General features: G+C 64.7%; 13 protein-coding genes, 1 pseudogene and 2 riboswitches. Of the genes and pseudogenes, 10 read left to right on the forward strand and 4 right to left on the reverse strand.

The window, feature by feature from the left end; all coding sequences use genetic code 11:
* Window positions 1-3: 3 nt before the first annotated feature.
* Window positions 4-627: a dihydrofolate reductase family protein gene (locus AC1DKN_RS20465; RefSeq protein WP_476872340.1), complete on the reverse strand. Its 624-nt coding sequence runs from the start codon at window positions 625-627 to the stop codon at window positions 4-6.
* 88 nt (window positions 628-715) lie between these two features.
* A complete protein-coding gene (locus AC1DKN_RS20470; protein WP_476872341.1) occupies window positions 716-1,078 on the reverse strand; it encodes a VOC family protein in 363 nt (120 codons plus the stop codon).
* A 168-nt stretch (window positions 1,079-1,246) separates the two neighbouring features.
* On the opposite strand from AC1DKN_RS20470, the gene AC1DKN_RS20475 reads away from it, so the two are divergent.
* The 3 genes from AC1DKN_RS20475 (at window position 1,247) to AC1DKN_RS20485 (ending at window position 6,219) form a co-directional block, all read left to right on the forward strand.
* Window positions 1,247-2,308 (forward strand): YciI family protein, encoded by a 1,062-nt coding sequence (locus tag AC1DKN_RS20475; protein WP_476872342.1) that lies wholly within the window; start codon window positions 1,247-1,249, stop codon window positions 2,306-2,308.
* Between the two features lie 219 nt (window positions 2,309-2,527).
* Window positions 2,528-4,171, forward strand: a complete 1,644-nt coding sequence (locus tag AC1DKN_RS20480) for an ABC transporter ATP-binding protein (RefSeq protein WP_476872343.1) — start codon at window positions 2,528-2,530, stop codon at window positions 4,169-4,171.
* The gene (locus AC1DKN_RS20485; protein WP_476872344.1) at window positions 4,168-6,219 is read left to right on the forward strand and encodes an ABC transporter ATP-binding protein; all 2,052 of its coding nucleotides are present in this window, start codon (window positions 4,168-4,170) and stop codon (window positions 6,217-6,219) included. The genes AC1DKN_RS20480 and AC1DKN_RS20485 overlap by 4 nt, the downstream gene beginning before the upstream one ends.
* Window positions 6,220-6,454: 235 nt before the next feature.
* Here AC1DKN_RS20485 and AC1DKN_RS20490 read toward each other — a convergent pair whose 3' ends face one another.
* Entirely contained in the window at window positions 6,455-9,214 is a 2,760-nt protein-coding gene (locus AC1DKN_RS20490) for a TrlF family AAA-like ATPase (protein ID WP_476872345.1), read from the reverse strand.
* A 354-nt stretch (window positions 9,215-9,568) separates the two neighbouring features.
* Here AC1DKN_RS20490 and AC1DKN_RS20495 point away from each other — a divergent pair, with 354 nt between their 5' ends.
* Together AC1DKN_RS20495 and AC1DKN_RS20500 are read left to right on the forward strand one after the other, a co-directional pair.
* The gene (locus AC1DKN_RS20495) at window positions 9,569-10,180 is read left to right on the forward strand and encodes a DUF6308 family protein (RefSeq protein WP_476872346.1); all 612 of its coding nucleotides are present in this window, start codon (window positions 9,569-9,571) and stop codon (window positions 10,178-10,180) included.
* Between the two features lie 267 nt (window positions 10,181-10,447).
* Window positions 10,448-10,834, forward strand: a pseudogene (locus AC1DKN_RS20500) (SDR family oxidoreductase); the annotation flags it as partial.
* Window positions 10,835-10,968: 134 nt separating this feature from the next.
* Here AC1DKN_RS20500 and AC1DKN_RS20505 read toward each other — a convergent pair.
* Window positions 10,969-11,796, reverse strand: a complete 828-nt coding sequence (locus tag AC1DKN_RS20505) for a hypothetical protein (RefSeq protein WP_476872347.1) — start codon at window positions 11,794-11,796, stop codon at window positions 10,969-10,971.
* Window positions 11,797-12,232: 436 nt separating this feature from the next.
* Window positions 12,233-12,330, forward strand: a riboswitch (glycine riboswitch).
* 1 nt (window position 12,331) lies between these two features.
* Window positions 12,332-12,439, forward strand: a riboswitch (glycine riboswitch).
* Between the two features lie 52 nt (window positions 12,440-12,491).
* On the opposite strand from AC1DKN_RS20505, the gene gcvP reads away from it, so the two are divergent.
* From gcvP to AC1DKN_RS20530, 5 genes are all read left to right on the forward strand, one after another.
* Window positions 12,492-15,338 (forward strand): aminomethyl-transferring glycine dehydrogenase, encoded by a 2,847-nt coding sequence (gene gcvP / locus AC1DKN_RS20510; RefSeq protein ID WP_476872348.1) that lies wholly within the window; start codon window positions 12,492-12,494, stop codon window positions 15,336-15,338.
* Between the two features lie 10 nt (window positions 15,339-15,348).
* Entirely contained in the window at window positions 15,349-16,485 is a 1,137-nt protein-coding gene (gene gcvT / locus AC1DKN_RS20515; RefSeq protein WP_476872349.1) for a glycine cleavage system aminomethyltransferase GcvT, read from the forward strand.
* A 57-nt stretch (window positions 16,486-16,542) separates the two neighbouring features.
* Window positions 16,543-16,926, forward strand: a complete 384-nt coding sequence (gene gcvH / locus AC1DKN_RS20520; RefSeq protein ID WP_223913460.1) for a glycine cleavage system protein GcvH — start codon at window positions 16,543-16,545, stop codon at window positions 16,924-16,926.
* A complete protein-coding gene (glyA, locus tag AC1DKN_RS20525; protein ID WP_476872350.1) occupies window positions 16,923-18,245 on the forward strand; it encodes a serine hydroxymethyltransferase in 1,323 nt (440 codons plus the stop codon). The genes gcvH and glyA overlap by 4 nt, the downstream gene beginning before the upstream one ends.
* Before the next feature lie 117 nt (window positions 18,246-18,362).
* Window positions 18,363-19,339, forward strand: a 977-nt coding sequence (locus AC1DKN_RS20530; protein ID WP_476872351.1) for an L-serine ammonia-lyase, incomplete at its 3' end; no start/stop codon positions are given.

Raw genomic sequence — 19,339 nt, forward strand, 5'->3', positions numbered from 1 at the left:
GCTTTAGCCCTCCTGGGTCACGGCCGACATGTCGCCGACGCCAGGTGTGCCGTCGGCGAGCGCGTAGCGCTGCAGCACCGCGCCCTTCGGTGAGGCGACGACCGGCTCGATGAGCCTGAGGTTCGTCGGAACCACCCCGTCCGCGAAGACCTTCTTTCCGCCGCCGAGGAGGATCGGATACACCCAGAGCGTGAGTCGGTCGAAGAGCCGCTCGGCAAACAGGGTCTGCACGAAGTCGAGGCTGCCGATGACGTGGATGTTCTCGTGCCGGTCGCGCAGTTCGCGCACGGCGGCGACGATATCGGGACCGAGGAGCGTGGAGTCGGCCCACTCGAGGGCCGGCGACTGGCGCGATGCCACATATTTCGGGATGCGGTTGAACAGCCGCGCGATCTCACCGTTGGCGTGCGGCCAGTACCCGGCGAAAATGTCGTAGGTCCGGCGCCCGAGCAGCAGCGCGTCCATCCCCGTCATCCCGGAGGTGACCTGCCCGCCGACCACCTCGTCAATGAGGGGCGCCTGCCAGCCGCCAAACTCGAACCCGCTGTCGGTGTCCTCGTCCGGGCCGCCGGGCGCCTGCGCAACGCCGTCGAGAGTGGTGAACAGGTCGATATGGATCAGTCCCATGCCGTGCTCCTTCTCCGTCGCCCGTCGTCGCCGCGGCGACGGGATCACTTCGAGGCTGGCACACCGTTCCCTCGCGAAGCAACAGGTTTCAAGGGCTCCCGGCGGTGTCCACCACGCAGAACCTGTTGCCCTCCGGATCGGCCAGGATCACGTAGTCGGCGTCCGCTGGCCGTTTGCTCCATTCGACTCGGGTGGCGCCCAGGCCCAGGAGGCGCTGCACCTCGGCGTCCTGGGTGTCCGTGTAGAGGTCCAGGTGCAGGCGCGGGGGAATCTGGACGGCCGCGGGGACGCGGTCCAGGGAGACGCAGGTGCCCACCCCGCCCGGCGGCTGGAGGATCACGAAGTCGCCGTCGGGCTCGTAGCGGGGCTCGTAGCCCAGGGCGGCCTGCCAGAAACTCATCTGGCGTTCGAGGTTGTCCACCCGGATGACGATTGAGCCAATGCGCAGCATCCGGATCAAGCTACACCCGGGCCGCAGGCCCGGCAAGCAGGCCGGCCGGGCAAGCAGGCAAAGCGGATGAGCCACGGTCGGGTTGCTCCGACCTGCAGTCTTGTGCGGCGCGGTGGCATCGGCGAGGATGAACGCGACAGCCGTGCTGCGAAGAGGGAGTCCACCCGAATGACCAAGTATCAGATCTCGTTTCCGAGTGCCGCCAGGGTTGTCCCCGAGGAAGAGTTGCGGGCCGCAACGGAGGCGGCGCACGCGGTTGTCCAGGAGGCGAAGGACGCGGGCGTCTGGGTGTCCGGCGGCGGCATCGATGAGAGCATTCCGCCCGTCATGGACGACGCCGACGGGAGCGTCCGCGCGGGTACTTACCCGCAGACTGCGCAGTTCCATGGAAGCATCGTGGTGCTGGAGCTGCCCTCGTACGAGGCGGCCTTGGAGTGGGCGGCGAAGATTGCAGCCTCGTGCCGTAGTGCGCGACAGCCGCCCGTCTTCCAGGACGGCCCGGCTGACGTGGGCGATCCGAAAGAGATCGACGTAACCTTCGACTTCCGTTCCGACACGCCCACAGGCAAAGATCCGGATAGGTTTAGCCCAGCCCTCCGCAGTACCCATCGGAGGCTCTGGGGCAGGCCCGTGCCGAATGGTGCGCTGTTCGACCTGGACGTAAACAACCCCAACCGATACCTCTATCACGAGTCCGACTTGGGCCGATTCTTTCTGTCGAGTGACGCGATCATTCGGACCTTCTGCCGGCACCCAAGGGCCGCTTCGATCATGGCGCACATTCCGGAGGCAGAGCAGGAAGCCTTTAGCCGGCAGGGCTACACCATCGGCGGGATGATCGTTTTCCCGGGCAACAGGGTCAACAACAAGCAGACGATCAATCAGCGCCGAGGCACTCACCCCCGCATCGCCGACCGGTTTGACCTGACTCTCGAGTGCATCCGGCGTCACTATCTCCGCCAGTCCAGCCCGCTGGCCGACACCTTGGAGCTATACCCCGAGTTCTTCGGCTTGTTTGGCGACTTCCGTGGCTACGTGGACTTCTTTCTGCTCCAGGACCTGGTAACGGAGGACTACGCCAGCGTCCGGTTCTTCCTGCCGTTCGCCGATTTCACGACTCGTGCCATACCAAAGACCCTCGATGAGTATCTGCTCTACCGGCAAGCCAGCCTCGAGTTCGTGGGTGCACGGAACGCTCAGATCGCTGACTTCGTCGCCGAGCCAAAGTAGCCTCCACCATTCGAGCTTTTGGTTGCATTCTTAGACGACGTCGACGCGCGCCACATCGCGGCCATCGGCCCCGTATGCAACGCCCACCAAACGCACCCCCAATCCGCCCTGAGAGGAACCCCCTCTGCTCCCAGCCTCCGGACGTAAACTGACCTCCAAATCACCGTGTGTGAACCGCGCGCCAAACAGTGCGTGAAGCAGCGTGAAAGTGGAGACCGGATGCTCTGGAAACTGCTCGTCGAATACCTGAGGCCGCAGCGGCGGCTGCTGCTCGCCGTCGTCGTCTTCCAACTGGCGGCGTCCATTGCTTCGCTGTACCTGCCCACCCTGAACGCGGACATCATCGATCAGGGCGTGGCGAAGGGCGACACCGAGTACATCCTGCGCATCGGCGGGCTCATGCTGGCGGTTACCCTATTGCAGGTCATCTGCACCGTCGTGGCCGTGTACTTCGGGGCGAAGGCCGCGATGGCGCTGGGCCGGGACGTCCGGGGTGCCATCTTCAGCCGGGTGGCCGCGTTTTCCGAGCAGGAAGTCACCCGGTTCGGCCCGCCCAGCCTCATCACCCGCTCCACCAACGACGTGCAGCTGTCCTGGCTGATCGCCGTCAGCGTCCCCGTGCTGCTGGCCGCGGTGGGTTCGATCATTTTCCGGATGGTGCCGCTGTTCCGGGTGATGCAGGCCCGGATCGACACCGTCAACCGGGTGCTGCGCGAACAGCTCACCGGCATCCGCGTGGTGCGGGCCTTCGTCCGGGAGGACGTGGAGACCGCCCGCTTTGCCCGCGCCAACGAGGACGTCACGGACACCGCGCTGCGCGCCGGCCGGCTCATGGCGCTCGCGTTCCCCACCGTGATGCTGGTCCTCAACGTCTCCAGCACGGCCGTGATCTGGTTCGGCGCGTTCCGGATCGAGGACGGCTCCATGCAGGTGGGCACCATGATCGCGTTCCTGAGCTACCTGATGCAGATCCTGATGTCCGTCATGATGGCCACGTTCATGGCGATCATGATCCCGCGCGCCGCCGTGTCCGGGGACCGGATCGGCGAGGTGCTCGGGACCGAATCCAGCGTCCGGCCGCCGCTGCGCCCGGTCTCGCGCGCGGCCGGCCGGGCGGCCCGCGGTGAGCTGGAGATGCGCGACGTCGGGTTCGCCTACCCGGGTGCCGAGCAGCCGGTGCTCCAGGACGTGAACTTCACCGCCCGTGCGGGGCAGACGACGGCGATCATCGGCAGCACCGGTTCCGGCAAGACCACCCTGGTGAACCTGATGCCGCGGCTCTTTGACGCGACCTCCGGCTCGGTCCGGATTGACGGCGTGGACGTCCGCGAGCTCCACCCGGACCTGCTGTGGGGGCACATCGGCCTGGTCCCGCAAAAGCCCTACCTGTTCTCCGGCACGGTGCGCAGCAACCTGCTCTACGGCAAACCCGACGCCACCGAGGACGAGCTCTGGCGGGCCCTGAGGATTGCGCAGGCGCAGGATTTTGTGGAGGAGCTGGAGGGCGGACTGGATGCACCGATCTCGCAGGGCGGCACCAACGTCTCCGGCGGCCAGCGGCAGCGGCTCGCGATCGCCCGGGCGCTCGTGAAACAGCCAGAGCTTTACATCTTTGACGACTCCTTCTCCTCGCTGGACACCGCCACGGACGCCCGGCTGCGGCAGGCACTCAAACAGCACACCGCCGGGGCCACCATGGTGATCATCGCCCAGCGGGTCTCCAGCATTGTGGACGCGGACCAGATCCTGGTGCTCGAACGCGGCAGGATCGTCGCGCACGGCACGCACGAGGAACTGCTGGAGGCATCGGAGACATACCAGGAGATTGTGAACTCCCAGCTCGCAGCGGAGGAGGCAGCATGAGCCGCACCGACAAGGCGCCGACGCCGGCCCCCGCCGCCGCTCCTGCCACCGGGACGCCGGGGGCGCCCGGGACTACTGGGGCTCCCGCGGCGCAAACCCCCATGCGGATTCCCCGCCCGGCGGGCGGACCCGGCCGCGGCGGCCCGTTCGCCGGGATGAACATCCCGGCCGAGAAGGCCATGAACTTCTGGCCCTCCGCCCGGCGGCTGCTGGGGGAGCTGCGGCCCGAAAGGCTGTGGCTGACGCTGGTCCTGGTGCTCGCCGTCGTCGGGGTGACGTTCTCGGTGATCGGGCCCCGGCTGCTGGGCGAAGGCACCAACCTGATCTTCGCCGGCGTTGTGTCCAAGCAGCTGCCGCCCGGGGAGACCCAGGACCAGGTGATCGCCCAGATGCGCGCCGCCGGGCAGACCCAGCAGGCGGACATGCTCAGCGCCATGACGCTGACCCCTGGCGCCGGGATCGACTTCACCGCGCTGGCCACCGTGCTGCTGTGGGCGCTGGTGCTGTACGTGCTGGCGTCGGTGTTCGGCTGGATGCAGGCGTACATCCTCAACGGCGTCGTGCAGCGTACGGTCTTCCGGCTGCGCGAGCGGATCGAGGCGAAGATCAATAAGCTGCCGCTGCGCTACTTCGACTCCGTGCAGCGCGGCGAGCTGCTCAGCCGGGTGACCAACGACGTCGACAACATCTCCCAGAGCCTGCAGCAGTCCATCAGCCAGGCCGTGACCTCGGTGCTGACCGTGGCCGGGGTGCTGGTGATGATGGTCCTGCTCTCACCCACGCTGGCGCTGATTGCGCTGGTGACCATTCCGCTGACCCTCGTGACGACGGCGGTGATCGCCAAGCGCTCGCAGAAGCTGTTCGTGGCCCAGTGGAGGCACACCGGCGAGCTGAACGGGCAGATCGAGGAGACCTACACCGGGCACGCGCTGGTGAAGGTGTTCGGCCGGCAGCGCGAGGTGGAGGAGCGGTTCCGGCAGAAGAACGCGGAGCTGTACCAGGCGAGCTTCGGCGCGCAGTTCATTTCCGGCCTGATCATGCCGGCCATGACGTTCATCGGGAACCTGGTCTACGTGGGGATCGCCGTGGTGGGCGGGCTGCAGGTGGCCTCCGGGGCGATGCAGCTGGGAGATGTGCAGGCGTTTATCCAGTACTCCCGGCAGTTCACCCAGCCCCTGGCCCAGCTGGGGTCCATGGCGAACCTGTTGCAGTCCGGTGTGGCCTCGGCCGAACGGGTGTTTGAGCTGCTGGACACCGAGGAGCAGGGGCCGGATCCTGTCCCGGCTGTCGCGCCGAATGGGGGCCGGGGGCGGCTGGTGTTCGAGGACGTCTCCTTCGCCTACTCGCCGGACAAGCCGCTGATCACTGACCTGAGCCTGGTGGCTGAGCCGGGGCAGACGGTGGCCATTGTGGGTCCGACGGGCGCGGGCAAGACCACCCTGGTGAACCTGATGATGCGCTTCTACGAGCTCGACTCCGGGCGGATCACGCTCGACGGCGTGGACGTCACCGCGATGACCCGCGACGGGCTGCGCTCGCGGATGGGCATGGTGCTGCAGGACACCTGGCTGTTCGGCGGGACCATCCGGGACAACATCGCCTACGGCCGGCCCGGCGCCTCGGAGGACGAGATCCTGGAGGCCGCCCGGGCGACGTACGTGGACCGTTTCGTCCGGTCCCTGCCGGAGGGCTACGACACCGTGCTCGATGACGAAGGCGGCAACGTCTCCGCCGGCGAGAAGCAGCTGCTGACCATCGCCCGGGCGTTCCTGGCCCGCCCGTCCGTGCTGATCCTGGACGAGGCCACGAGCTCGGTGGACACCCGGACTGAAGTGCTGGTGCAGAAGGCGATGAGTGCGCTGCGGTCCGACCGGACGTCGTTTGTCATTGCCCACCGGCTCTCCACCATCCGCGACGCCGACCTCATCCTGGTGATGGAGGCCGGGCAGATCGTGGAGCAGGGGACGCATGCCTCATTGTTGGAGGCCGGCGGGGCGTACGCCGCGCTGTACGCGGCGCAGTTCGCGGCTCCGGTGGCGGAGGTCTAAGGGGCGAAGGCGCTCAGGGGTTGGTTCTCAAGTTGATGATCCGGAGTGCGACAGGTTCGCCTCATCGGTCTCAGCCGAAGGCGGTAGGAAACGATCTTGCCATGTTGATGTCGGCCCCATGCCGATTGGCTGACGAGACCCTGCGGCTCACGAGGGCCCCATCCGCAGCCTGGCTCAGTGAACTGCCGACGACGAGGGCCAGGCCGTTCGACCCGGCCCCCGTATCACGAAAGGGTTAGTGCAGTGCGCCAATATGCGAAGGAAGCTTGATTCCCAAACGTTCAAATCGCTTGGTAAATGCGGCCTCACCGCCTTCCATGATCTGGCATACAGCGCTTCGGACATCCTTTCTTTCAAGTGCTCCAGTCGCATGGATGGATGTCGTTTGAGCGGATCTTTGGAGGACGATGACGTTCTCAGCGTTTCCGTTCACCACAATGTTCGCGTTGTGGGTGACCACGATGACTTGACGGCAATTTTTGATTGAGCGCAAGGTGCCAACAACCAAGGAATAGATGAGCTGGTTCTCGAGATCGTCTTCCGGTTGGTCCAGAATGAGCGGCTCCGTTCCCATGCTTAGAACGAAGGCAAGCAGCGCTGCCGTTCGTTGTCCAGGGGACCCCTCGGAAATGGGGCTCCAGGGAGATTTGTCGTCGGACTTGTATCGCACGTGGACTGAATCCTCGGGAAACCACGTGTCGATCTCGTGCAAGTCGGACCGAGACAGGCTCCGGATGTGATCAACTAGCCTTCCGTCGATTTTTTTGCCATTGAAAAGAGACTCAACCTCGCTGCCGCCGGCTAGATCGATAGTTGCCTTCTTGAGCCCCTCAACTTTTATGGCAAATTGCGGAGCTCGACCGTCAGGGATGCCTTTGAAGAAACCCTCTGCACTAAAGGCCTTTTCGAAGGCTGACTCCTTTTTCAGGAGTCGTCGCCAGTTGATCTCCAGCTCCGAACTGTTGCCCATGGAGTGAAGTCGAACTTCTACGTTCGGAGTCGAAGCCTCCAGTGAAGCTAAGTATTCAGATCGACGAAGCGATAGATCCTGCCGACTTCGTACAAGAGCCGCTCGTTGTTCCCGGATTTTCGGTTCGATATCAGCGAGCAACTTTTTCGCCTGGTCGATGTCGGCTTGTTCTTTGCGTGCCTCATTCGCCTGGTCCGTCCATGCGGAGACTTGGGTCAGAGTCTCAAGTAGGGATACTGATGACTGCCCTCCGGCTTCGTCGGCTATCCGTTGCTGGATGCGCGCTACGCGACCCACAAGATCGGCGTTTTTCGCTGCTTCTCGTAATCCACTGAGCGTATTGTCGATCTGTTTATTCAACGCTTCGATGAAATTGCAAGTATCGGACATGGCGAGGAGGCTTGCGTCTACAGCGTCAGCGAGAGTCTCATCTTCCTTGAGGACGCTGTCCTGAAGAGCCGGGGAAATCTGAAGTTTACTCTGGAGCCCTTGAATCAGTGCGGCGAATTCCTGCGACTCATCCAAGGCTCGGTTCAGAACCGCAGCGACATCTTGAAGTTTTCGGAGTTCAAGGACTTCCGGCGAAGTTGAAAGTGTCTCGGCAGCAGAAATTCGACGTTCAAGGTCCTGGATCTGACCAGCAATTCGGGCGCCGTCCGCAATCAGGTCGCGGTAGCCGTCTGCCTCAGCGACCAGCTTGCGGTACTCATCTCGGATTCGCTGATTTTCACTCGACCAGGATGCAAAGTTAACTTCAGGCGCTGCGTCAATAATTCCGAGAAGTGCCTGCGGCTCTTTAGCAAGTTCGAAAATCTGTTTTTGACTGTAAATTCTTATAGGGAATCTAGTCTTGATGTCGCCAGGTACGTCCTTCCAGGATCCGTCACAAATCTCTCCGACTTTGGTCCCCTGCGTCTCATCCCATGAGATTCGATACGTGTGGCCGTCCTTGAGGTAGGTCACTTCTGGAGGGCCCTGCTTCGACCACGCGCGGTGCTCGCCGCTCGTCCTTCCATGTGGAGAAAACCACTGAAGGTCATCCGCAAGCTCCGAAGGGAGCTCCCCAAAGCGATCTAAAGCAACTCGAATCAGTTCAACCGCGGTGGATTTTCCAACACCTCGGCCGCCGATGATTGTATTCAGCCACGGATTGAACTTCAGCTCGGTATCACCGAATTTTATTCCAGTGATGCGTGCGTGCGGGCTATCGGCCATATTCCCGTGGGAGTCAGAGGGCCTGATTGCATTCGGTCCGTCAGAGAGCGCGTTGCGAATGCCCGCAAGCGAAGGGTTTTCCATTTTTACCCAAGTGAAGTGGGTGCCGGGGTACTTAGCCGTTTCTTCCGCGGGGCACGCGCTTCCATCAAGATGGTGCGCGTCAGATCCTAGAACGCGGACCAACTTTCGGAAACCGGCCAGGTCAAACTTGGTTTCTGGGTCGGTAGTCTCAATTGCGAAGATTGGAGCATTCTTCTCGACCTCCGCCAGTCCGGTGGAAGTCTGGCCCAGGAGTCCAGCGGGACCGTCGGCATGTGCTGGGATAGCGAGGCCGCCGTTGTCATGAATAATTCGCGCTACGTCGCTGATCGACTTCGGTGCTGCTTCGCGGCTATGTCCGTATTTACCGTCATAGCCTGCGAGGGTGAGGACCTTCGTGACGACGCTTGGTTGGGTGTCCGTGTCGAACACACCGAGAAGGTGGATTCCGGTGGCAACGGTGATTTCGACACCGGTAAGCAGCGCGATTTCACGATATGTACTCGGGGGAGCCGATTCCAGTCTTGGTCCTTCGGCTGGGCGCATGGCCTTGAGAGCTTCGCGTGCCTGATCTATGCCTTCGGCAGAGTTGTGGTCGGTTATTACGATGGCATCGATACCGGCGTCCATGTAGGTCTGGAGCCATTCCACGAAGGTTGGTTTGTTTGCGTTCGAGCCCCCTTCCTTCTCCGCACCGTAATCAAACGAAGCTGGTGAGTGGGCGTGGAAGTCCACCTTCCACCAACTGGCTCCAACATCTCTGTACATATTTCCCCCATCTAGGTCACTATCGAATTTCCGCGCTGATGCCAGTCGAACTCGGTGGTGGCATCGGAATCCCACCAATGTGATTCTATGGGTTGCACATTGCACCAATCGGACGCCAGCGACATATGCGGTGCGCCGAATGATTCAGGTACACAATGCTCCCCCAAGTTGTAGAGGACGCGGTTCCAGGAGGCGGGCAAGACCGATGCCAGCGGACTCTGCGCTCAGAAGGCGCCCAGAGGCGGTTATGGGTTGCTTGGCGTGCCGGACATATCATGAACCCACGCACCCCCTTACAGTTCAGATTGATCGGCGCTCACCTTGGGGGCCACCATCCGCAGAGGAGCGCCATTCATGTCATCTCGGAGCCTGGCTGCATTGGAGGCGACAGCCGCTGAAAAGGTTGGTCATTACACGGATCCTGCGCGTCACTTTGCGTTTTGGACTTACGACGTTCAGGGCGACATGGATGTTCCATTGAGTGCCGGAGACGTACTAGCGGCAAACCTCTTGAGCTTGCGGCTGACATGGAAGGAGGTTATTCCACTGTTTGCCGAGGGCTCGGGTTCTGAACAACGACTGCGTTTGGCGTTGGACGCGGCTCTTCGAGATCTCAAGGAGGCGAAACCGCTGGAGTCCTATGAGTCCTTGGACGCGCTCGAAGCGGCTGTCGGGAGCCTTGCGGCGGCCAACGACGCCACCACAGATGTGAAGAACTGGACTCCCGTGACCGTTTCGAAGGTGCTCCACCGTCGTCGACCGTCAATTGTTCCGATCAATGATTCTCGAGTCAGAAAGTTTTATGGCGTGAAGAAGACCGAATCGGTGCAGCTGCGAGCGGCACTTTGGAAAGACATTCGTGAGAACCAGGACTGGTTGCAGCCCCTTGCCGACAACACCAAAACGCCGGACGGTCGTCAGTTGAGCCTGCTGCGGTTGGCGGACATTCTCATTTGGAGCGCTTGAGGGAGAACATCCAACGGGGAACGCCCATGGTTCGATGCCGACACCTCACATCGCTAAGCGCCGGAACCGATGTGGAATATTACGACGAGCTCCTCGAATACTAGAAGACGGCGATGCTGTAGGTTTTCTCTCTGCACGTCTCGAAAGGTTGACGGATCTTGAGCAGGAATTTACGCGACTGCAGGGGGTAACCATGAGGCGGCACAGTGCTGCCGAGTGGGGCTCACTGGCTGAATAGCCCATTGAGGTAAGGGCGGCCCTTTGTCCGCTGTGGTGCCGCTGATGCTGGACGCCGGGACCGGCTCCGTGGTCAACGTCGCCTCCGAGGCCGGCCTGCGCGGGTCCGCCGCCGGTGCCGCCTACACCGCGTCCAAGCACGCCGTCGTGGGCCTGACCAAGAACTCGGCCGTGATGTACGGGCCGAAGGGCCTGCGCTTCAACGCCGTGGCCCCGGGCCCCACCATCACCAACATCGTGGCCACCTGGGGATCCCAGCTCGCGGCCGAACGCCTCGGCCCGCTGATGCAGGCCACCGTCCCCACGCCCGCCACCGCCGCGCAGCTCGCCGCGTCCATCACGTTCCTGCTCAGCGACGACGGCACCAACATCAACGGCGCCATCCTCGCCTCCGACGGCGGCTGGTCCGCGCTGTAAAGCACCTCACCAAACGGCAGGCGGGCGACGGCGGGAGGTCCCGCCGTCGCCCGCTGGATTGGGATCAAATCCGTGATTGCACCATCGGATCCGCTGGTGCAATCACGTCCACACGTCGCGGGTGAGTCCGGATTTTACGAAGACGGGAAGGTGGGCGCGTCCGGTCGCCGGCGAGCGGCAATGGATTTGGCACCCAGCCCCGCCGATGCGATGACTAGGGCCAGCAAGATTTTGGGAGCTGCTCCGCCCTCGGGTCCAAGTGTTACCGCCAAGATTTGCCGACTCATTAACAGCATCTCCTGCAGGTCGCCAGCCAGGATACGGGTCCCCAGGACGTAGTTGACCGAGATGAACAGGGCGGGAACCAACCACAACAGCGCAAGGTTCACGGCCCACACCGCGGTCCGCCGCGCAGGACGCAGGCCGCACCATGCCAGGGCGCAACCAACGAGGATGGCCGGAATCCAGTGAGCGATTGACGGCACTGTGACGGGGACGTTGATGTGCCCAACGAAGCCGACAACCCACTCCACCGTCCACGAAGCGAGCGGCACCGCCACGAGTCCGGCGGCCAATGCCGCCAGGCTCCGTGACCTCGAACAGAGCAGCAGGTGCGCCACGAGGGCCGCAGCGAGGGAGGCGGTCACGCCCGCGAGTAACCCGGCGAAGTACAGGCTCGCCGTTGTTCCGCCCGTCAAGCCGCCGTCAAGCACTGTGAAGGACTGGACGGCCGCCGTGCACTGAACCACAAGAACGCCGGCTGCCGCGCACCACGTCACCAGTCGCCGTCGGGCGGGAGACCAGATGCGCACCGCGAGTCCGGCCGCCGCACCTCCCACGGTAAGGAGGGCCACGATCGTGGTGAGTTCGTATTGGCTCAGCGGCAGTAACGACACGGGCATCTGGTCCGGAGCGACCTCTGCGCCCCACAAATTCTGCAACGGGAGCTGTGCGCCGGTCACCAGCCAAGGGCCCAAGCCGAGCAATCCTGCGAGGATCCCGATCAGCCACCCCCAAGCCGTGTCCCCGGCGGGAGTTAGGCTTCGTGGTCTGCTGGGAGCTGTCTGTTCCATCGCTTGATCCGGAAGGCTCACGGAGGCTCCTAGCGTATGAGCGCTCTGGGAGGGACGCGCACGAGAAAGTAAGTTATCCCGTCCAGAATAATGCACCGAATGGACTAACCCCCTGGGTCCGATCCACGAGGTGGACGACGACCTCTGGGACCGCGTGTTCCGGATCAACGTCACGGCCCTCATGCGCCTCACCCACGCAAGCGGACGACGGCGAAGAGCTCCCGCCGTCGTCCGCGGGAACGGCGACTCAATTGAAATAAATTTTGCATCCTGCCCGGGAACCGGATAAATTGTGAGCTGTGTCACCGACCAATGGCACAGCTTATGATCTGCGGCGGGAGAGTCCTGCCGGTACGTTCAGCAGGCGCCGTAGGAGCAAATCCTCCCCAGGAATCTCTCAGGCCCACGTACCGCCGCGGCAAGGCAACTCTGGAAAGCAGTCCGGGCAACCGGGCTCACCGACGGTGCAAGTGGCGCGCTGCTATCAGCAGGGCAAAACGGAAACTCTCAGGTCCAATACAGAGCGGGGAGGAACCCGAATCATCGTGGCGTCTTGATGCCACCTGAATTATGGAGTTCCTCTCATGACGGTTCAATCGTCCCCGTCCACCTTCGCAGACCGCCACATCGGCGCCCGCCGCCAGGCCGACATCGACACCATGCTCAAGGCCGTCGGCTACGACAGCGTTGATGGCCTCGTTGACAACGCGGTCCCCGATTCCATTCGCCAGGAAAAGCCCCTCACCCTGGACAGCGCCCTCAGCGAAGTCCAGGTGCTGGCCGAACTGCGCAAGCTCGCCTCCAAGAACAAGACGGCCGTGCAGATGATCGGCCAGGGCTACTACGACACCGTCACCCCGCCGGTGATCCGCCGCAACATCCTCGAAGCCCCGGCCTGGTACACCGCCTACACCCCGTACCAGCCGGAAATCTCCCAGGGACGCCTCGAGGCGCTGCTGAACTTCCAGACCATGGTCCAGGACCTCACCGCGCTCCCCGTCGCCAATGCGTCCCTCCTGGACGAGGCCACCGCGGTTGCCGAGGCCGTGCTTCTCATGCGCCGCGCCAACAAAAACAAGTCCGCTGCCGGGGCCAAGACCGTCCTCGACGCCGACTGCCTCCCGCAGACCATTGCCATCGTCAGGGGCCGAGCGGAGGCGCTGGGCTTCGAGGTGCAGGTCGCTGACCTCTCCGCCGGTCTGCCCGACGGCGACATCAACGGTCTCGTCCTCCAGCAGCCGGGCGTTTCCGGCCGGGTGTGGGACCAGTCCGGCGTGATCGCGGAGGCCAAAGAACGCGGCGCACTGGTCACCGTGGCGGCGGATCTGCTTGCCCTGACCCTGATCACCCCTCCGGGCGAGCAGGGGGCGGACATCGCCGTCGGCTCCACCCAGCGCCTGGGCGTGCCGCTGTTCTTCGGCGGCCCGCACGCCGCGTACATGGCGGTGCGCGAGGGCATGGAACGCACGCTCCCCGGCCGCATCGTCGGCGTCTCCAAAGACAACGCCGGCGTCCCGGCGTACCGCCTGGCCCTGCAGACCCGCGAGCAGCACATCCGCCGCGAGAAGGCCACGTCCAACATCTGCACCGCGCAGGCACTGCTGGCCATCGTGTCCTCGTTCTACGCCGTCTACCACGGCCCGGACGGACTGAAGGCGATCGCCGAGACCGTCCACAACAACACCCGCGCCCTCGCCGCCACGCTGAAGATCGCCGGCCGGGAACTGGCGAGTGAGTCCTTCTTCGACACCCTCACGGTCCGCGTCCCCGGCAAGGCCGCCAAGGTCATCGCCGCCGCCGAGGCCCGTGGCATCAACCTGCGGCTCATCGACGCGGACACAGTTGGCGTGTCCGTCGATGAAACCACGACGCCGGAGGTCCTCTCCGCGGTCGTCGTCGCCTTTGGCGCCGGTCCGGTGGTGGAGGCCAAGGGCTTCGAGCTGCCCGGGAGGGTGCTGCGCACCTCCGACTTCCTGCAGCATCCGGTCTTCAACACGCACCGCTCCGAAACCCAGCTGCTGCGCTACATCCGCAAGCTCTCGGACCGCGACCTCGCCCTGGACCGCACCATGATCCCGCTGGGCTCCTGCACCATGAAGCTGAACGCCACGGCCGAGATGGAAGCGATCTCCTGGCCGGAGTTCGCCTCCATCCACCCTTTCGCGCCGGACTCCCAGACCGAGGGCTGGCGGGAACTCGTCAGCGGCCTCGAAGCTGACCTCGCCGAAATCACAGGCTACGACCAGGTCTCCATCCAGCCCAACGCCGGATCCCAGGGCGAGCTCGCCGGCCTGCTGGCCATCCGCGGCTACCACCACTCCCGCGGGGAGGCCCAGCGCAACATCTGCCTCATCCCGGCCTCCGCGCACGGCACGAACGCGGCCTCCGCGGTGCTGGCCGGCATGAAAGTCGTGGTGGTGGCCACGGCTTCGGACGGCACGATCGACCACGCGGACCTGACCGCGAAGATCGAGGCGAACAAGGACGCGCTGTCCTGCATCATGATCACCTACCCGTCCACCCACGGGGTGTACGACGCCGACGTCCGCGAGGTCTGCGACGCGATCCACGCCGCCGGCGGCCAGGTCTACGTCGACGGCGCCAACCTCAACGCCCTCGTCGGGCTGGCCCAGCCGGGCAAGTTTGGCGGCGACGTCTCTCACCTGAACCTGCACAAGACCTTCTGCATCCCGCACGGCGGCGGCGGACCGGGCGTTGGCCCCGTGGCCGCCAAAGCGCACCTGGCGCCGTTCATGCCAGGGGACGCGAACAAGGTCGAACCGGGAAAGGGAGTTGCCATCTCCGCTTCGCGGTACGGATCTGCAGGTGTGCTGCCGATCTCCTGGACGTACGTGAAGTTGATGGGCGGCCAGGGCCTCACCGAGGCGACCAAGTCCGCGCTGCTCGCGGCGAACTACATCGCATCCCGGCTGGATGAGCACTTCCCGGTGCTCTACACGGGGGAGAGCGGCCTGGTGGCCCACGAGTGCATCCTGGACCTGCGTGAACTGACCGCCAGGACCGGCGTCACCGCCGAGGACGTGGCCAAGCGCCTCATCGACTTCGGCTTCCACGCCCCCACACTGTCCTTCCCCGTGGCGGGCACCCTCATGGTGGAGCCCACCGAGTCCGAGGACCTTGCGGAGATCGATCGCTTCATCGAGGCGATGATCACCATCCGCCAGGAGATCGACCAGGTCTCCAACGGCGATTTCACGGTGGAGAACTCCCCGCTGCGCAACGCACCCCACACGGCAGCCGCCGTCGTCAGCACCGACTGGACCCGCGAGTACCCGCGTGAGCAGGCCGCATTCCCCGTCCACACACTCAGGCAGGACAAGTACTTCCCGCCGGTCGGACGCATCGACGGCGCCGCCGGAGACCGCAACCTGGTCTGCTCCTGCCCGCCGCTTTCCGAATTCGAAAACTAAGGATTTTCTGATGAGTGAGAACTACACCGCTCTCTACGAGCAGCACAAAAAGGCCGGCGCCTCCTTCACGGACTTCGGCGGCTGGCAGATGCCGCTGAAGTACAGCTCCGAACTCGCCGAGCACCACGCCGTCCGCAACGCCGCGGGCCTGTTCGACCTCTCCCACATGGGCGAAGTCTGGGTCACCGGCCCGGACGCCGCGGCGTTCCTCGACTACGCCCTGGCCGGGAAGCTGTCGGCCGTGGCCGTCGGCAAGGCGAAGTACTCGCTGATCTGCCAGGAAGACGGCGGCATCATCGATGACCTCATCTCCTACCGCCGCGGTGAGGACAAGTACCTGGTGGTCCCCAACGCAGGCAACGCCAAGGTCGTGGCCGCGGCACTGGCCGAAAGGGCCGGTTCTGCCCAAGAAGGCGGGTTCGACGTGACGGTGGAAGACGTTTCCGCCGAGCTCTCGCTGATCGCCGTCCAGGGCCCGAACGCCGAAGCCATCCTGCTGACGCTGGTCCCGGCCGAGCAGCATGTCCTGGTCACCGAGCTGAAGTACTACGCTGCGGTTGAGGTTCAGATCAACGGACAAGATCTGCTCCTCGCCCGCACCGGTTACACCGGCGAGGACGGCTTCGAGATCTACATCTCGAACGAGGATGCGGCAGGTCTCTGGGAAGCACTGCTGGAAACCGGTGCCAGCCACGGGCTCATCCCGGCCGGCCTGGCCTGCCGTGACTCGCTGCGTTTGGAAGCCGGCATGCCGCTCTATGGCAACGAACTCTCCCGCGAAGGCAACCCATACGCAGCAGGCCTGGGCCCGGTCGTCTCGCTCGCCAAGGAGTCGGACTTCGTCGGCAAGGCCGCCCTGAGCGAGCTCAAGGCAGCCGGCGCAGGCTCCACGACCGGCCGCAAACTCGTCGGGCTCAAGGGCCTCGGACGCCGTGCCGCCCGCAGCCACTACCCGGTCCTCAAGGACGGCAACGTCGTCGGCGAAGTCACCTCCGGCCAGCCCAGCCCCACCCTCGGCTACCCGGTCACGATGGCCTACGTCGACATCGAACACGCCGCACCGGGCACAGCCCTGGACATTGACCTCCGCGGCAAGACGGAGCCTTTCGAAGTCGTCGCACTGCCGTTCTACAAGCGCCAAAAGTAGCCGGTCGCCGCTGGCTGAGCCTGCCGAAACCACATACGAACTTAAGGATTGAGATAAATGAGCAAAGTTGTAGCCGAACTGAAGTACTCCGCTGAACACGAGTGGGTTGCTGCCGACGGATCTGGCCCTGCAGGAATTGGGATTTCGGCCGTGGCCGCCGACGCCCTGGGCGACATCGTCTACGTGGACCTGCCCGAGGTCGGTTCCGCGGTGACCGCGGGGGAGACCTGCGGCGAGGTCGAGTCGACCAAGTCCGTCTCGGACCTCTACGCGCCGGTCACCGGCGAGGTGGTGGAGATCAATGACGCCGTCGTTTCCGATCCGGCGCTGATCAACAGCGATCCGTACGGGGCCGGCTGGCTGTTCAAGGTCGCCGTGACCGAAGAAGGCCCACTGATGTCGGCTGAAGAGTACGCGTCCAAGAACGGCGGCGAGCTGTGAGCGCCGCGACGGGTACCGTCGCGTTTGAGCAGGTCGTCTCCGCGAGCCTGGACGCGGAGCTGTCCGCGCTGGATCCGGAGATCGCCGCGAAGATCGACGCCGAGCTGTCCCGCCAGCGGGACGGGCTGGAAATGATCGCCTCGGAGAACCACACCGCCAAAGCCGTGATGCAGGCGCAGGGTTCCGTGCTGACGAACAAGTATGCCGAGGGCTACCCGGGCAAGCGCTACTACGGCGGCTGCGAGCACGTGGACGTTGTGGAGCAGCTCGCGATCGACCGGGTCAAGGCCCTGTTCGGCGCCGGGTACGCGAACGTGCAGCCGCATTCCGGTGCGCAGGCCAACGCCTCCGTGATGCACGCCCTGATCCGTCCGGGCGACACCATCATGGGCCTGAACCTGGCGCACGGCGGGCACCTGACGCACGGCATGAAGATCAACTTCTCCGGCCGGCTCTACAACGTGATTCCGTACCAGGTCCGTGAAGAGGACCACCGGATCGACATGGCCGAGGTCGAGGCCCTGGCCCTGGAGCACAAGCCGGCGCTGATCGTTGCCGGCTGGTCCGCGTACGCCCGGCAGCTCGACTTCGCCGAGTTCCGCCGGATCGCCGACTCCGTCGGGGCTTACCTGATGGTGGACATGGCGCACTTCGCCGGGCTGGTCGCGGCCGGGCTGCACCCGTCCCCGGTCCCGCACGCGCACGTCACCACCTCCACCACGCACAAGACCCTTGCCGGTCCGCGCGGCGGCATCATCCTGTCCAACGACGCCGAGATCGCCAAGAAGATCAACTCCGCGGTGTTCCCCGGCCAGCAGGGCGGGCCGCTGGAGCACGTCATCGCCGGCAAAGCCGTGGCGTTCAAGATCGCCGCGTCCGAGGAGTTCAGGGAGCGCCAGGAACGCGTCCTGGCCGGCGCCCGGATCCTCGCCGAGCGCCTGGTCCAGCCGGACGTCACCGCCAAGGGCATCAACGTGATCTCCGGCGGCACCGACGTGCACCTGGTCCTGGTGGACCTGCGCAACTGCGAGCTGAACGGGCAGGAAGCCGAGGACCGCCTCGCGGACATCGACATCACCGTCAACCGCAACGCCGTGCCGTTCGATCCGCGCCCGCCGATGGTCACCTCCGGGCTGCGGATCGGCACCCCGGCGCTGGCCACCCGCGGCTTCGGCGAGGCGGCCTTCGCCGAGGTTGCCGACATCATCGCCGAGGCCCTGACCGCCGACGCCGGCGCGGACCTCTCCGGTCTGCGCACCCGGGTCCAGGCCCTCGCCGCCGCCCACCCGCTCTACCCCTCGGTTGCTAACCTCGCCTAGCGCTCAATGGGCGCATCATCGCACCGGTCCAGGGTCATTGGGGGGCCGGGACCGGTGCGGTGAGCCCCGCCTCTAGTCATTGACCATCATTCTCTTTCTCCGCGGAAGGTACGCATCATGGCAGTTGGAGTCTTCGACCTCTTTTCCATCGGAATAGGGCCATCCAGTTCCCACACCGTTGGCCCCATGCGGGCCGCCGCCGTGTTTGCTGAAGAACTCAAGGCCCTCGGCAAGCTGGCAGAGGCGGCGTCGCTCCGGGTGGACCTCTACGGCTCCCTCGCCGCGACCGGCCACGGCCACGGCACCATGACCGCCATCCTGCTCGGACTCGAGGGCTTCCACCCCGAGCAGATCCTCCCCGAGGAGGTCGAGGAGCGGCTCGCCGCGATCGCCGAGACCGGCACCCTGCAGCTGGGCGGGGCTGTGCCCCTGCCGTATGGGGTGAAGGACATGGTCCTGCGGCCGCTGACCATCCTGCCACGGCACACCAACGGAATGACGTTCACGGTCTCCGACGCCGGGGGCCAGACCCTGCACCAGGCCACGTTCTTCTCCGTCGGCGGCGGCTTCATCGTCCGCGAGGGCGAGGAGGACGCGGCACTGCAGGAACTCGCGGAGTCGAAGAAGGTACTCCCGTTGCCGTTCCGCACGGCCGCCGAGCTGCTGGAACACTGCCGGACGACCTCGCTGAGCATCAGCGAGGTGATGCGGATCAACGAAGAGGACAGCCGGACAGAGGCCGAAATCTGTGCGGGGCTGCTGCACATCTACTCGGTGATGGAAGGCTGCGTCGAGGTCAGCCTCAAGCGCGTTGGGCTGCTGCCCGGCGGGCTCAAGGTCCGCCGCCGCGCGCCCGACTGGCACGAGCGGCTCATGAAGGAGGATAAGGACCGGGACCCGAAGTACTGGCAGGAATGGGTCAACCTGATCGCGCTGGCCGTGAATGAGGAAAACGCCTCCGGCGGCCGCGTCGTCACCGCCCCCACGAACGGCGCCGCCGGCATCATCCCGGCCGTGCTCTACTACGCGCTGCACTTCGCCCCCGGCATGGACCAGGCCACCCAGGCCGACCGGGACGAGACGATCGTCAGGTT

The sequence above is a fragment of the Arthrobacter sp. 01N444 genome (assembly GCF_056399305.1).